The following is a 14,605-nucleotide window of genomic DNA, read 5'->3' as shown; positions in this document are numbered from 1 at the left end:
TCGAGAAGGAAACCCAATGATTTACAGTTTGGGAGCGGTCACTCCGAAAATTGCCAAAGACGTGTTCATCGCCCCAGGATCATTTGTTGTCGGGAATGTTGAGATCGCATCCGGTGCAAGTATCTGGTTCGGGGTAGTCATTCGCGGAGACAATGAACCAATGATTATCGGAGCGGGCAGCAACATCCAGGACAACTGCGTTCTCCATTCCGATCCCGGGTTTCCACTGTCGATCGGACGCAATTGCACAATCGGGCACAGCGCGATTGTTCATGGGTGTACGATCGGAGACGGGTCGCTGATTGGAATGGGCGCCACTGTATTGAACGGAGCAGTTATTGGCCAAAACTGCCTGATCGGAGCCGACGCGCTGGTCACTGAGAATACGAGTATTCCCGATAATTCTCTGGTTGTTGGGTCTCCTGCGCGTGTCAAACGGGAATTAAGCAAGGAGCAGATCGAGGGTCTTCACCAAAGCGCACTGAACTATCAAGCGAATTCAAAGCGGTTTGCCCAAGAGCTTTCAAGCTAGATTGTCCACGTTGGAATTCGACATGACCATTGCCCACAGAAATACGCTTTTGAACCTTTTCCGCGCAGCCGTTTCTTCCGTTAAGGGTGACATCAGCGTGCGCAATTGGGTGTCGCACCACGATGTCAAACCTCCAACGCATATCGTTGCTGTTGGAAAAGCCGCCACCGCCATGTTCGAGGGACTGCCAGACGACTGGCGCGGCACGATACCTACCTATCTTGTCACCAAGACTGACCATCTGGGCAACGGGGAGTTCGGCAGCAACGTCGAGGCATTCGAAACCAGCCACCCGATACCGGATCAGTCTTCGTTGAAGGCGGGAAAAGGCCTGCTAGACTTTGTGGCCGGATGCCCTACTGGCAGTCGTATGATGATGCTTGTTTCAGGAGGCGCATCGTCGCTTGTCGAGCATCTGAAACCAGGTGTCAGCAGCGCTGATCTTGTGGCTCTGACGAAAGCCGCTCTGGCTGAAGGTGCGGATATCGGAGAAATTAACAAGCGTCGACAAGCCATCTCCGCAGTCAAGGGAGGCGGGCTGTTGGCGTCGTTCAAGGGCCAACAAGTCGATGTCCTTGCCATTTCGGACGTAGCCGGAGACAGCATCTCGGTCATCGGTTCCGGGATTGGCGCGGCGCCCAAGAGTGCCGGTCTTGGCTACAACTGCAGCGTTGTCGCCTCAAACGCTGTTGCGCGGGAAGCCGTCGTGCGAAGCGCAAAATCGATTGGGATCAAGACCATCACCAACCAAGAGAGTATGTATGCGGATGTGAATGAGATTGCCGCTCAGATCGCGCATGAGATCACGGAAGGCCCCGACGGCTTATATGTCTATGGCGGAGAGCCAACGGTTGTTCTTCCCGAAAACCCCGGCAAAGGCGGTCGCAACCAAGCCCTTGCACTGGAAATTGCAAGGCACGTTCAAAACCGATCCGAAATAACTGGCCTCGTCGCAGGGACGGACGGCACCGATGGTCCGACGAATGCAGCGGGTGCGTTCTTGGATGGCGATACCTTTTCTTCGGAACCTGGTGCAGAAGATGCGCTGCAAAGCGCTGATTCTGCCTCTTTTCTGGTCCGCACAGGCAATCAAATTATCACCGGGCCAACCGGCACGAATGTGATGGACCTCGCCATTTTTCTCAAACACAGATGAAGGTTCAGTCATGACCACTCATAATCACCAGCCCCGGCAGACGAAGATCGTAGCAACGTTGGGTCCCGCGTCCAATTCTTACGAAAAGATCAAGGCTCTCGCCGAGGCGGGCGCGAACGTCTTTCGGATGAATTTCAGCCACGGAACCCACGAAGACCATGCTAGGGTTCATGCAGCCATTCGCAAAACAGAGAGTGACCTCGGTCGATCCATCGCCATTCTCGCGGATCTGCAGGGGCCGAAGCTTCGCATCGGTGTGGTGCCAGGCGGGGAAAAACCGCTAGCCATCGGCGACCGTATCCGGTTGGTCTGTGATCCCGCCCGGGAAAACGACGTACCTCTGCCTCATCCTGAGATTTTCGGCACTGTTGGGGTTGGCCATATGATTCTCATCGACGATGGCCGCATCAGGTTGCGCGTTGTTGAGAGCCATGACGACGCAATCACTGCCGAGGTTCTCAACAAAGCGACCTTGCGAGACCGAAAGGGGATCAACTTTCCGGACACCACGCTGAAGCTGGACCCGATCACGCCAAAAGACCGGAACGACTTGCGGTTTGCGCTCGAATTGGGGGTTGATTGGGTGGCAATGTCCTTTGTGCAGGCCGCAGAGGACATTAAGGGGCTTCGCCGGTTGACCGGAGGCTTGGCAAAGATCGTTGCCAAGATCGAGAAACCCGTTGCTGTTCAAGATATCGACGCAATTCTCCACGCCACTGACGCTATAATGGTTGCGCGCGGAGACTTAGGCGTTGAGTGCGATTGGCACGTTTTGCCGGCCATCCAGGCATCACTGGTGGCAACGGCCCGGTCACACGGCAAACCAGTTATTGTGGCCACCCAGATGCTCGAAAGCATGATCTCAGCACCTCTGCCCACCCGGGCGGAAACATCGGATGTTGCCAATGCGGTGTCCCAGTCCGCAGACGCGGTCATGTTGTCAGCAGAAAGCGCAGCGGGGGAATATCCGGTTGAAGCCGTTACGGCGATGGCCGAAATTGCCCAAGCGACCGAATCTGCCTCTCGTTCATTGAATTCGAACGTCAACACCGCTCTGATTGATGCCCCGGACGATTCAAGCTCAATCGCAAGTGCGGCCAGCACCCTTGCAGATTTGAGGAATGCGAGCTGCATTGCCACGTTTACGACAACCGGGGCCACGACGCTGCGGGTGTCGAAGAATCGTAGCGCCATCCCAATTCTTGCAATCTGTCACTCGGAGAAAGTCGCGCGAAGCCTTTGCCTTGTCTGGGGGGTAACGCCTATCGTCAGCACCAGCGTGGAAGAGTTCTCTTCCAGCCGCGAAGGCCGTATCCCGTCGCATCTTGCCCCTGAATACCTGGTTCGGCCTGATCGCCCGGTTATTGTGACATCCGGATCGGTGCATGGCCAAGCTGGCGGCACAGACTCGCTAAAGATCGCCTATCTCGGCAGATAAGGATACACCAATGAGCACCATTATCGACATACACGCCCGCGAAATTCTCGACAGCCGCGGTAACCCGACCGTCGAAGTCGACGTGATCCTCGAAGACGGCACCATGGGCCGCGCTGCCGTACCTTCGGGCGCGTCGACCGGTGCCCACGAGGCGGTGGAAAAGCGCGACGGTGACAAGGACCGTTACCTGGGCAAAGGCGTTCTGGAAGCCTGTGCCGCCGTCAACGGCGAGATTGCCGAAGCGCTGGTCGGCATGGACGTGACCGAGCAGGTAGCGATTGACGCTGCTATGATCGAACTTGACGGCACCCCGAACAAAGGCCGCCTCGGCGCCAACGCCATCCTTGGCGTGTCGCTCGCCGTTGCCAAGGCTGCAGCCGACTTCACCGCTCAGCCTCTGTTTCGCTACGTGGGCGGCACCTCGGCCCGCGTGTTGCCGGTGCCGATGATGAACATCATCAACGGCGGCGAACACGCCGACAACCCGATCGACATCCAGGAATTCATGATCATGCCGGTGTCAGCCGCGAACATCCGCGAAGCCGTGCGCATGGGCGCCGAAGTCTTCCACACCCTGAAAAAGGAGCTTTCCGCAGCGGGCCTCTCGACCGGCATCGGTGACGAAGGCGGCTTTGCCCCCAACATCGGCTCGACCCGCGACGCACTGGACTTCATCAAGAACGCCGTCGAGAAAGCCGGCTACAAGCTGGGTGACGATATCTACCTCGCCCTCGATTGCGCCTCGTCGGAATACTACAAGGACGGCAAATACGAGCTGAAAGGCGAAGGCAAATCGCTGACCTCGGAAGAGAATGCTCAGTATCTGGCCGATCTTTGCGCCGACTATCCGATCATCTCGATCGAAGACGGCATGGACGAAGACGACTGGGAAGGCTGGAAGCTCCTGACCGACAAGATCGGCGACAAGGTTCAGCTTGTGGGTGACGACCTCTTCGTGACCAACCCCGCCCGTCTGGCCGATGGCATCGCCCAGGGCGTTGCCAACTCGATGCTGGTCAAAGTGAACCAGATCGGCTCGCTCACCGAGACCCTGAAAGCCGTCGATATGGCCCACCGCGCGCGCTACACGAACGTGATGTCGCACCGCTCGGGCGAGACCGAAGACGCCACCATCGCCGACCTGGCTGTGGCCTCCAACTGCGGCCAGATCAAAACCGGATCGCTGGCACGCTCGGACCGGCTGGCAAAATACAACCAGTTGATCCGCATCGAGGAAATGCTGGGCGCATCGGCTGAGTTCGCCGGGCGCTCTATCCTGCGCGGCTGATCAGCCCACGGTTTGAAAACGCGCAGGGCGGAAGGGGTCTAGCAACTCTGCCGCCTTGCCCTCCAGTATCTCGGCGGCCAGCGCCTCTCCAATGCCTGCGGCAAGCGTTGCACCGGAATGCATGACCGCCAGGTAGAGCCCTTCGGGCCCGACAGCCCCAACGCATGGCAGACCGTCGGCCGGCACGGGGCGCGATGCAAGGGCGACCATGCTCCAGCGCAATTCCGGGCGCCCCACGAGCCTGCCAAGGCAGCTCGCTGTCTCGCGTGCGAGGTCTTCGCCGGACTGGTCGACCTGCTCGGATCGGTGTAACCTGCTACGCCAGCGAAAGTTCCACACCACATGAGCAAATGCGTTCTGCGGGAGCATCAGTTACGTAAGAAACGGTCCTGCAAGTCCGCTTCTTGCCAGTGCAATCTCGGCGCAACGAATAACGGTAAAGGATTCGGTGGGTCGGTGGTGCCGGCCAATGACCGGTCTGGGGAAGTTCGCCATGCCGGCGAACTCGCATTGCTGCAATCGCGAAGGTCGGTGGCAAGTTTCTCGCGGTCGCACTGGCCGCACTTGCAAGCGTCCAGAAAGTCCGCGATCTGTGAATTGATCCCCCTCGGCTTGCTGCAACTTGCATGAACGACGCCTTTTCACATCGCGGCGCAGCACGGTTAATCACGCAGTTGCAGCAAAAATCGTGCCGCGTGCGCTCGCAGCGAGAATTTCAAATTCACAAGATGGGCTCTGAGCTGCCCGATGCGCTAGTGTTCCCCACCCAACATAGGATTCCCATTTTCTTGTAGGCGTGTCATGATGAACCATGAGACGCAAAGACATCTGCCTTTACCTGAGCCCCGACGACCGGGCTGAGCTTCGAGCCCTCGTCAAGAACCGTAACACCCCTCGAAAACTGGTCTGGCGGTCCGAGATTATTCTGGGGACGGCGGACGGGCTCGGCACGTTTGAGATCATGCGCCGGGCGAAAACGTCGAAGCCGACGGTATGGCGCTGGCAGGAACGATATCTCGACGCAGGCATCGCGGGCCTGAAGCGCGACAAGACGCGGCCCTCGCGCGTGCCGCCCTTGCCTCACGAGACCCGGCTGAAGGTGATCGCCAAGACGGTGCGGGAGGCCCCACCCAATGCCACCCATTGGAGCCGCAGCCTGATGGCCGAGGCGATGGGCATCTCGGGGTCCTTTGCGGCACGGGGCGAAATGACACTCTAAGCATTTTCGGCTAAGCCGACGTTCATCCACAGCGCGGCGGATTCAACGCGTGAGCCCTCAGCGACAATTGCTGCAGCGAGCACTAACAACGGCTTTTGTATCGACGATCGGCTCAAAGCCGATCTGTTTTTCTACGCCATAGCTCTGCACCTATTTCAGGCGCCGAACCGTGGTTCCGGTACGCCCGTCACGCCAAGATCATAGATCGCAAATAGGCTGCCACGCTGAACGCCGTCGCCGGGAAATCGCGGCAGGGGTGGTTTGGCCATCGAGGTCACGTAAAGAATATCTAGATTTGGGCCACCGAAATTCACGCTGGTGACCTTTTTCACCGGCATTTCGATTACGCGGTCCAGGCTGCCATCAGGCGCAAAGCGCAGCAGTTTCCCGTCATAGACAAGCGCGGTCCAGAGATACCCGTCCGCATCGACGGTGGAGCCGTCCGCCGCCCCGCCATTGCTGCCGTCCACCGTGGCGAAGGTGCGCCGGTTCGAAACCTCGCCGGTCTCGATGTCGTAATCATAGGCCCAGATATCACCGGTCCAAGTGTCCTGAAAATAGAAAGTCTTGTCGTCCGTGCTGAAACACGGGCCGTTCGAACAGATGATGCCCTCGTCCACTTTGGTCACGCTGAAATCCGGATCGACGCGGTAGAGCGCACCGGACGGGCCTTCCTCCCTCGTGTCCATGGAGCCCGCGAAGAACCGGCCGCGCCGGTCGCATTTGCCGTCATTAATCCGGTTGGCGGGCAGGTCGGATTCGGGGTCGTGAAACAGCTCGCATTCGCCAGTTTCGAAATCCAGCCGGTGGAAACCGCCCTGTAGGCTGACGATCGCGCCGTTGCCGTCCTTGCGTAGCGCCATCGAGCCGATCTTGCCGGGCACATCCCAGGCGCGGATTTCCGTACCCTGCGCGGTGCAGCGGAAGACGCGACCATCCATCGAGTCGATAAAATAGAGCCGCTGCTGGTCCACGTCCCAGACCGGGCCTTCGCCCAGTGTTGTCTTTACATCCAGAAGAACTTCGATCCGCATATGTTTTCCCTCCCAATAATCTCTTCAGAAATTGACCTGATCGCCGCCCTTCAGCGACAGAATTTCGCGGGCTTCATTGGGTGTCGCGACCGACAGGCCAAGGCCCTCGATGATCTGGCGCACCTTGGTGACCTGAACGGCATTTGAGTTAGCCAACTCGCCCTTGCCGGCCCAGATGCTGTCTTCCAGCCCGACGCGCACATTGCCACCCAGGGCGGCGGCTTGCGCGGCAATCCGGAACTGGTTCGATCCGGCGCCCAGCACCGACCAGCGGAAATCATCGCCAAAGAGCCGGTCCGCCGTGCGTTTCATGTGCATCACGTCTTCGGGGTGCGGGCCGATCCCGCCCAAGAGGCCAAACACCGACTGCACGAAGAAAGGTGCCCTGACCAATCCCCGATCGGCGAAATGCGCAAGGTTATAGAGATGCGAGATGTCGTAACATTCGAACTCGAACCGCGTGCCGTTGCCGTAGCAGGTTTCCAGAACATATTCGATGTCCTGAAAAGAGTTGCGGAAAACCAGATCGCGTGATCCTTCCAGATGAGCGCGCTCCCAGTCGAACTTGAAGTCCTTGTATTTGTGAGATCGCCGAGCGGATCAAACGCGCTTCGGAAATCCTGCAAATCGAGCCGCTTTTGAAACGCAAACCTGCCGCCCTGTCCGGTGGTCAGCGTCAGCGTGTGGCCATCGGGCGTGCGTTGGTGCGCGACGTCGATGTATTTCTGTTTGACGAGCCGTTGTCGAACCTCGATGCGAAACTACGCGCAGATCTGAGGGTCGAAATCAAGCGCCTGCACCAGAACCTCGAAAACACCATGATCTACGTCACCCACGACCAGATCGAAGCGATGACGCTGGCCGATCGGATCGCGATCATGCGGGGCGGTCAGATCATGCAGCTGTCGTCCCCTGATGAAATCTACAGCCGCCCGGTCAACAAATATGTGGCGGGCTTCATCGGATCGCCGTCAATGAATTTCATGGATGGCCAGATCAAGGACGGTCACTTCGAAGTGGGCGAGCAGAAGATCCCGCTGTCCGGCTACGAATTCTCTTCGGAAGGTTCGGTCGAAGGCCCTGCGACCTTGGGTATCCGCCCCGAACATGTGGTCACCGGAGAGCTTGTGCAGAACGCGCCCTATCAGATCGACGTGGATATCGACCTGATTGAACCAACTGGCTCAGACAAGCTCGTGGATTGCGTTGTTGCGGGCAACCATTTCCGCGTGCGCATGGAGGGGCAGGCCGATGTGAAGGTCGGTGAGAAACTGCGACTTGGTTTCGACCTGTCACAATCCTCGCTCTTCGATATTCAATCGGAATTGCGGCTCTAAGCGCTTTCCAATCCCAAAAAGGGCCGAATGGCCAACCCTTAACCTGATCTAAAAGGACAGATCATGCCTTCTATTTCCTATCAGCTCTATTCGTCGCGCAATTGGGACGTTGGAGAAACCTTCAAGATGCTTGAAGAGCTGGGCGTAAAAGAGGTCGAAGGCGTCGGCCCTTACTATGAAGACCTGGCCAAGACCAAAGCATTGCTCGAGACGCATGGCATGACCATGCCGACGGGCCATTTCGCGCCTGATCTGGTCGAAAACGAGCCCGAAAAGGCGATCGAGATTGCCAAGGCCCTTGGGATCAAATCGGTGATCGTGCCCTTCATCCCGCCTGCCGAGCGCCCGACCACATTGGCCGGTTGGCAGGACTTCGCGACGCGTCTGGCCAAGGCGGGCGAGCCGATCATCGCTGCCGGGCTGGAATACGGTTGGCACAATCACGATTTCGAGTTGGTGCCCGTTGACGGGCAAATGCCGCTCGATATCATCGCGGCAGCCTCTGATGACATCATGCTTGAGCTTGATCTGGCTTGGGTCAAAGTGGCCGGTCACGATCCGGCGAAATGGCTGACGAAATATGCCGACCGCATCACCACCGTGCATGTCAAGGACCGCGCGCCCGAAGGCGAGAATGCCGATGAAAGCGGCTGGGCCGATGTGGGTCACGGCATCATGGACTGGCCCGCGATCAAGCAGGCCATGGATGCCACCGGGGTCGAGCGTTACGTCATCGAACATGACAACCCCAATGACCATGTCCGCATGGCCACCCGGTCGCTGGCCACCGTTCAGGCATTTTGAGGGATCACAGACATGAAGACTGTTGGTGTCGGCATCATCGGCTGCGGCAATATCTCGACCTCTTACCTCAAGCTCGCGCCGCTCTTTAAGGCGCTGGAGGTGCGGGCGGTTGCCGATCTGAACATGGATGTCGCCAAGTTGCGTGCGGAAGAGTTTTCGGTTCGCGCCGATACGATCGACGATCTGCTGGCTGCCGATGACATAGAGATCATCGTCAACCTGACGATCCCGGCGGCGCATTTCGATGTGACCAAACGGACTCTAGAGGCAGGCAAGCACGCCTATTCCGAAAAGCCCTTTGTGCTGACCCTGGAAGAAGGCGAAGCCCTGCGGAGCCTTGCGGCGGAAAAAGGTCTGCGCGTCGGGTCGGCGCCGGACACCTTCCTAGGCGGTGCCCATCAACTTGCTCGTGCGGTCATTGACGAAAATCTGGTCGGGGACATCATCGGTGGTACCTGTCACGTAATGTCGCGCGGAATGGAGGCTTGGCACCCCAATCCGGACTTCTTTTTCCAGCCCGGTGGCGGGCCCATTCTTGATCTCGGACCCTACTATGTGACCAACCTGGTGCAACTCATTGGGCCGGTGAAAGCGGTGACAGCCATGGCTTCGGCCAGCTTTCCGAGCCGCACCATCGGCAATGGCCCGCGCGAGGGCGAAACCGTGCCTGTGGACACGCCGACCAATATTCACGCCGTACTTGAATTCGAAAACGGCGCGCTGATCACCCTTGGCGCAAGTTGGGATGTTTGCGCCCATCGCCATGAGAATATGGAACTTTATGGAACTGACGGTTCGCTGTACCTTCCTGATCCAAATTTCTTTGGAGGAGAGGTTTATCTAGCCAAGCAGGACGGCGATACCACCGCTATTGCGTCTCGCAATCATGCATTTGAGATCCCCAATGCCAAGGACGGGCAAGGGAATGACCGTGCCAACTACCGCTGTGCAGGACTTGCGGATATGGCCGTGGCCGTCGCCACGGGAAGGCCACATCGTTGCAGCTTGGAACTAGCGACTCACGTGGTCGAGATAATGACCGCAATCCTTCAGTCCGCTGAAGAACGACGCTGGATCGATATGGTCACTGCTTGCGAACGTCCGGATGCGTTGCTCCCGGATCAAGCCCGCGCTCTACTCATTTGAATTGCACTCTTATGGTTGAACCCCCAAAGGCCACACGAAATCATGTCTTTATTGTTATGGGCGTGTCCGGTGTTGGCAAAACCACTATCGCACGCAGTCTCGCGGAGCGACTGGACGCTCAATTCATTGAAGCCGACGATTACCATTCGGACGCCAATCGAAGGGCCATGAAACGGGGTATCCCGCTCAATGATGAGATGCGATTGCCGTGGCTTCATGCATTGTGTGAGGCCGCTGAAACCGCCCGACGTCAGGGGCATGTCGTTCTGGCCTGCTCTGCCCTCAAACAGCAGTATCGTGACCTGATTCGCACCCACGTGGGGCATTTAAAGTTCATATTTCTAGATGCCGGTCGCGATGCCATTGCACAGCGTATGGCGTCGCGCAGGGGCCATTTTATGCCAGCATCTTTGCTGGATGCCCAATTCGCAAATCTGGAGCGGCCGCTCAAAAATGAGGGCGCTATCGTGATAGATGCCGCTGCTCCTATGCCGACGGTCGAGGATGCCGTCGAAGCAGCTGCCAAATCGGTTTGTGGCTAGCAACTGTATCTCTCCAGCGGTTTGCGATGACCGCTCCTGACCTGATTTGACGAGAGCGCTGGCAATGATCACAGGCTTGCGGGCGACGGCCGTGATGGCGACTTTGTGAGGTTTTCCGGCGCCTCAGAGACGGTCAGCGAATGCTCTGAGTACAAGATCGTAATGACTTGTCTCACCGCGAAAGTGTAGTTTCGTTTCCAGCCAAATCTATGCACCTGAATGACCGCTCCGGCGACATCGGCTGCAACGCGGCGAAAAGTGTGCTTCACCTGCCAGCGGATGCTGCGTCAGCAATAGCTGCATGAGCAAATGGCGGCTGTGTCCGCTTCTTGCCTATTCAAACGTGGTGCAGCGAATGCCCGGAATGTCCAAGGACAAGAGTCCGTCCCAATCGGAACAGACCCCACATTACTCCAACCCGGTGGTCTCGCTGTTCCCGGCAACACATTCACCGGCGCGAACAATCATCTATCATGTCCTCCGTGGTTAAAGACTGTGTCCATCATACTCATGGACGTGGGTAGCCTGTTCGCGGGTATGGGCAATCTCTTGCACCACGGCGGCAATCTTGCTGGATGAAACTTGGTGCAGCTCACCAACAACGGCCTCCGCGCGCTCGTAGCTGTCCGGAACGCCTTGGCTGTTGAAATGGGCGGCAGCGGTGGAAATGTCCGCGTCTCGCCAAGTCGCAGTGGTGCCGACTGAAACGCTGTCATGATCGTTGTAGCGGGCCAGGAACTTGTTTCCATCGAGTCCGAAGCTGTTGGCGGTTGCAACAATGTCGTCACGCACTGCCAGCCATTTTTCGGCCTCGGAGGGGTCCAGGTTATCCAACTCGGCCGCATTCATGGATGTGGTGTAGCTGTCGTCGACAACAGTGTATGCCTGCAGGTCGGTGTCGTATGGGCGTAGCTCGGCAACATCGCCCTTCAGCTCTCCGATCTGCACGTCCATTGCAGCACGCAGATGCGGATCTTCGACCTCTCGTGCAAGTGCCTCCATGTTTTCGATGGAGTTCACAATGTCCTTGGTCTGCTGTTCGTAGTTCTCGAAACCGGCCTGCCCCAGAGCGGATTGCATATACTGAACATAGCGATCACCGGGCGACTGGTAGTCGTCGGAATCCTGAAAGCCTTTGTCGCCGGACAGATCCGCAAGGGACGAATAGTAAGGGTGATACAAGTCGTATTCCTGAGCGTCGTTCATGTGCTGAGAAACCAAAGCCTGCATGTCGTTCAGATCAACCGGCTCCCCTGACCGCTCCGCAGCCTCCAATTCGATTTTCAGTTCTTCGACCAGATCTTTTTGCGCCGTGTGTTCGTCAACACGGCGGTTGGCCTGGTCCTCGATGTCGAAGCTCTTTGAAGCAATGGCTGCACGATCATAGCCCATCGCCTGCTGCTCTTTCATGATGATGTCGATCTGCTCTGAAACGCGATCCTCGCGCGGGGCAGATTGATCGAATTGGGAATAGGGTGCGAAGTGTTCGACTTCGTTCAAAAGATAGTCTGTACGCGAAACCATAGTTTTTCCTTTGCGAGTTGATGGAAAACTCTTTGATGGATCTACCTACGGCGTTGGCGCGCTCATCAGGCAGACCGGGTGAACTCCTTATAGGCTGTGTCCGTCATCGTCGCCCCGCCCTTGCAAGAGCGGTTGCGTTGCGTGGGCGTGAACGTCTGAAAGTTCTTCTGAGATTGCGATGATCTTGGAAGAAGCAAGCTGGTGCAGCTCGTCAACAACGGCCTCTGCGCGGTCGCGGCTGTCCGACAATCCTTGAGCCTGGAAGTGGGCAGCGGCGGTCGAAATGTCGTCGCTGCGCCATCCCATTGTTGTACCCAGGGTGACGTTCTGATGATCGCCAAAGCGGGCAACGAACGCCTCGCCATCGAGGCCGTAGCTGCTGGCCGTGTCGGTGACTTCTTTGCGGATCGCTGCCCACTTGCCGGCCTCTGAATAATCCAAGACATCCATTTCGGCAGTGCCCATTCCCATCATCGTTGAATAGCGGCGGTCCTCGATGATGAAGGCTTGAAGGTCCGGATCGTTGGTGCGCAGGTCCGCAACGTCGCCCTTCAACTCGCCAATTTGAATATCCATAGCGACACGCAGATGAGGGTCGTCAACCTCACGGGCCAGCCCTTCCATCTTGTCGATGGATTGCAGCAATTCTTTGGTCTGAGTCTGGAAGTCCTCATAGGCCCCCTTGCCCAAGGTGTCCTGTATATAGACCTCGTACCGGCGTGCTGCCGGGGCATAATCAGCGGACGACTGGAACGCCTTGTCATCGACAATATCAGCAAGGGCAGACAGATACGGATGGCTCTGTTCGTTGTCCCGAACGTCGCTGATATGGGCAACAACCTGAGCCTTCAGCTCGGGTGCGATTGTTTCCTCAGAACCGCCTAATTCGATGTGTCGCCGCAAGTTGCTCATGACTTCGGGCGACACATAAGACGGGTCTCCTGGCTCGCCGTAATCATCAAAATGATGGGCTTGATCCAGCAGATGTTCCATTCTCGATACCATAGGTTCCTCACTTTCAACGAGTTGGATGGCAAACTCTTCGATCCGGTCTTTGACAGCGTTGGCGCGCTCATCAAACAGATCCGACATTCTTGCGATGGAGAGTGTCATCACATCACCGGCCATGTCGCGGGCCGTAACTTCAACCTCCGGAGTGCTTTCAACAACAGACAGTCCGGCCTGAACCTTCCACGTGTCGGTCTCAACTTCCTGCCGCAAACCGCGCTCAAGGCGGGTCGTTGCGGTCAGCTCAATTCCGTATCCTTCGGCAACCTCAACCTGGATAGAGCGCTGAACGTCGATGTTCATGTCGCTGCTCATACCCATAGCCAACCACTGCCCATGTTCCACGCCTCGGTTATTCACAACGATGTGGACATGGGGGTTGTCAGTGTCGTTGTGGAACACGGTCAGATAGTCCCAGGTATCGCCAAAATCACCGCTCCCAAACAGGCGATCCGCGAAGTCCAAACCGGCCTCATGCGCGGCATCCGGATAGGTGCCTTCGGGAAAAGAAACGATCATGTGACGGGTATAACCATAGTTGGTTTTCCCGTTGAAATCCTCGGCCCAGGTCTCGATCAGATCACTCACCTGATCGGCATCGAGCGGGGTCACACCATTGTCGCGGATGTCCAACACGCCCTCTGCCCTGACGGTCAGGTAATTGATCTGGCGGCGCAGCTCATGCGCTTTTTTCACCCCACCTTTGCGGACGTGTTTCACAACCGCCTCGGGCTTTCCAACCACAGCACCAAGCCGCGCCTTGATGGATGAGGCCCGCGAGATCATGAACTTCATGCGCTTGGCGGTTTGCAGCTGCTGGCTGATCTGCTTGGACCGATCGATACCCTTCTGCGCTTCCCGGAAGGCTAGCTCCAGAAAGTCCCCTGCCGTCAAATTGTGAGCCGCGACGTTCATGCTTCAGATGTCCTCTCATCGTCGCGCAAGATTCGGCGAATGGCGGAGTCTGGCTCTCGGTTTCGGCGGGCCGCGGTGATCAGCGCCTTCAGGTCTTGCCGGTGCTGGATGATCGCACGATGGAGGTTTTCGACATCGCGCCGGTCGTCATCGGTCCAGATCACCGAACCGCGTTTGGCCGATTTTGCGAGCTGATTGAGGTTGGTGTATCCACCCTGAACCTGCCGCAAGTGCGTCTGCCAGAGATCGACAACGGCCGGGTCAGGATCGAGATACCCGATCAGACGATAGATCAGTCGTTGGATGATCTGGTTGCGGCTCTTGGCCCCAAGCGACTGCACGGCCTCCTCCAAACGCACCAACGCATCTGACGGCAATCGAACGGAAAAGACAGTGGTGTCGCCGGGCTTGCTCAATGTATACCTCTGGTTGTTTTTATGACTTGTAACACAACTACCTTATCCTGTCATACTCTCCAAGAGGAAACCGGGGGTGATTTTAGAAATCCGTATTTTCTCAAATTGCCCCCGGAACAGTTTTGCTCTTGGAGGCAATCTCCACGCCGGGAAAAGGGTCCTGCCCCTTTTCCAGCCAGCAGGCGTGGGTGCCGGTGGACCGGCGCAGGGCAATCACGCAAAGCGGGAGCTGCCCGAACAGCGCCC

The 14,605-nt window shown here is 57.5% G+C and carries 13 protein-coding genes and 2 pseudogenes; 9 read left to right on the top strand and 6 right to left on the bottom strand.

What is annotated here, in order from left to right:
• Nucleotides 1–16: 16 nt before the first annotated feature.
• From ACR0J0_RS17500 to eno, 4 genes are read left to right on the top strand one after another with little or no spacing between them, the layout of a single operon-like run.
• The gene (locus ACR0J0_RS17500) at nucleotides 17–532 is read left to right on the top strand and encodes a gamma carbonic anhydrase family protein (protein WP_303963468.1); all 516 of its coding nucleotides are present in this window, start codon (nucleotides 17–19) and stop codon (nucleotides 530–532) included.
• 22 nt (nucleotides 533–554) lie between these two features.
• On the top strand, nucleotides 555–1,688 hold the full coding sequence (locus ACR0J0_RS17495; protein WP_480665400.1) for a DUF4147 domain-containing protein: 1,134 nt from the start codon (nucleotides 555–557) through the stop codon (nucleotides 1,686–1,688).
• A gap of 10 nt (nucleotides 1,689–1,698) precedes the next feature.
• On the top strand, nucleotides 1,699–3,126 hold the full coding sequence (gene pyk, locus ACR0J0_RS17490) for a pyruvate kinase (RefSeq protein WP_480665399.1): 1,428 nt from the start codon (nucleotides 1,699–1,701) through the stop codon (nucleotides 3,124–3,126).
• A 10-nt stretch (nucleotides 3,127–3,136) separates the two neighbouring features.
• On the top strand, nucleotides 3,137–4,414 hold the full coding sequence (eno, locus tag ACR0J0_RS17485; RefSeq protein ID WP_480665398.1) for a phosphopyruvate hydratase: 1,278 nt from the start codon (nucleotides 3,137–3,139) through the stop codon (nucleotides 4,412–4,414).
• Here eno and ACR0J0_RS17480 read toward each other — a convergent pair whose 3' ends face one another.
• Complete coding sequence (locus ACR0J0_RS17480; protein WP_303963459.1) at nucleotides 4,415–4,783, bottom strand: hypothetical protein; 369 nt, start codon at nucleotides 4,781–4,783, stop codon at nucleotides 4,415–4,417.
• Between the two features lie 442 nt (nucleotides 4,784–5,225).
• Between ACR0J0_RS17480 and ACR0J0_RS17475 the strand changes: the two genes are divergently transcribed.
• Nucleotides 5,226–5,633, top strand: a complete 408-nt coding sequence (locus tag ACR0J0_RS17475) for a helix-turn-helix domain-containing protein (protein ID WP_480665397.1) — start codon at nucleotides 5,226–5,228, stop codon at nucleotides 5,631–5,633.
• 155 nt (nucleotides 5,634–5,788) lie between these two features.
• Here the strand turns inward: ACR0J0_RS17475 and ACR0J0_RS17470 are convergent, their stop codons facing one another.
• Together ACR0J0_RS17470 and ACR0J0_RS17465 are read right to left on the bottom strand one after the other, a co-directional pair.
• Nucleotides 5,789–6,667, bottom strand: coding sequence for an SMP-30/gluconolactonase/LRE family protein (locus ACR0J0_RS17470; protein ID WP_480665396.1), 879 nt, complete (start codon nucleotides 6,665–6,667; stop codon nucleotides 5,789–5,791).
• A 24-nt stretch (nucleotides 6,668–6,691) separates the two neighbouring features.
• Nucleotides 6,692–7,249: pseudogene (locus ACR0J0_RS17465) on the bottom strand (beta-keto acid cleavage family enzyme); the annotation flags it as partial.
• A 2-nt stretch (nucleotides 7,250–7,251) separates the two neighbouring features.
• Here ACR0J0_RS17465 and ACR0J0_RS17460 point away from each other — a divergent pair.
• The 4 genes and pseudogenes from ACR0J0_RS17460 to ACR0J0_RS17445 form a co-directional block, all read left to right on the top strand.
• Nucleotides 7,252–8,004 (top strand): annotated as a pseudogene (locus ACR0J0_RS17460) (ABC transporter ATP-binding protein); the annotation flags it as partial.
• Between the two features lie 63 nt (nucleotides 8,005–8,067).
• Nucleotides 8,068–8,808, top strand: coding sequence for a sugar phosphate isomerase/epimerase family protein (locus ACR0J0_RS17455; protein ID WP_480665395.1), 741 nt, complete (start codon nucleotides 8,068–8,070; stop codon nucleotides 8,806–8,808).
• 12 nt (nucleotides 8,809–8,820) lie between these two features.
• A complete protein-coding gene (locus ACR0J0_RS17450) occupies nucleotides 8,821–9,954 on the top strand; it encodes a Gfo/Idh/MocA family protein (RefSeq protein ID WP_480665394.1) in 1,134 nt (377 codons plus the stop codon).
• A gap of 11 nt (nucleotides 9,955–9,965) precedes the next feature.
• Nucleotides 9,966–10,496: a gluconokinase gene (locus ACR0J0_RS17445; protein WP_480665393.1), complete on the top strand. Its 531-nt coding sequence runs from the start codon at nucleotides 9,966–9,968 to the stop codon at nucleotides 10,494–10,496.
• A 486-nt stretch (nucleotides 10,497–10,982) separates the two neighbouring features.
• Here ACR0J0_RS17445 and ACR0J0_RS17440 read toward each other — a convergent pair whose 3' ends face one another.
• The 3 genes from ACR0J0_RS17440 to ACR0J0_RS17430 all read right to left on the bottom strand — a co-directional run bounded on the left by ACR0J0_RS17440 (nucleotide 10,983) and on the right by ACR0J0_RS17430 (nucleotide 14,359).
• Complete coding sequence (locus tag ACR0J0_RS17440; RefSeq protein ID WP_152460672.1) at nucleotides 10,983–12,020, bottom strand: hypothetical protein; 1,038 nt, start codon at nucleotides 12,018–12,020, stop codon at nucleotides 10,983–10,985.
• 87 nt (nucleotides 12,021–12,107) lie between these two features.
• Nucleotides 12,108–13,943: a relaxase/mobilization nuclease domain-containing protein gene (locus ACR0J0_RS17435; protein ID WP_480665392.1), complete on the bottom strand. Its 1,836-nt coding sequence runs from the start codon at nucleotides 13,941–13,943 to the stop codon at nucleotides 12,108–12,110.
• The gene (locus ACR0J0_RS17430) at nucleotides 13,940–14,359 is read right to left on the bottom strand and encodes a hypothetical protein (RefSeq protein WP_170417782.1); all 420 of its coding nucleotides are present in this window, start codon (nucleotides 14,357–14,359) and stop codon (nucleotides 13,940–13,942) included. The genes ACR0J0_RS17435 and ACR0J0_RS17430 overlap by 4 nt, the downstream gene beginning before the upstream one ends.
• Nucleotides 14,360–14,605 lie beyond the last annotated feature (246 nt).

The organism is Ruegeria sp. BF12, assembly GCF_056538705.1.
Note: the sequence above shows the minus strand (reverse complement) of the source record. Positions and strands in the feature narration are given on the sequence as shown.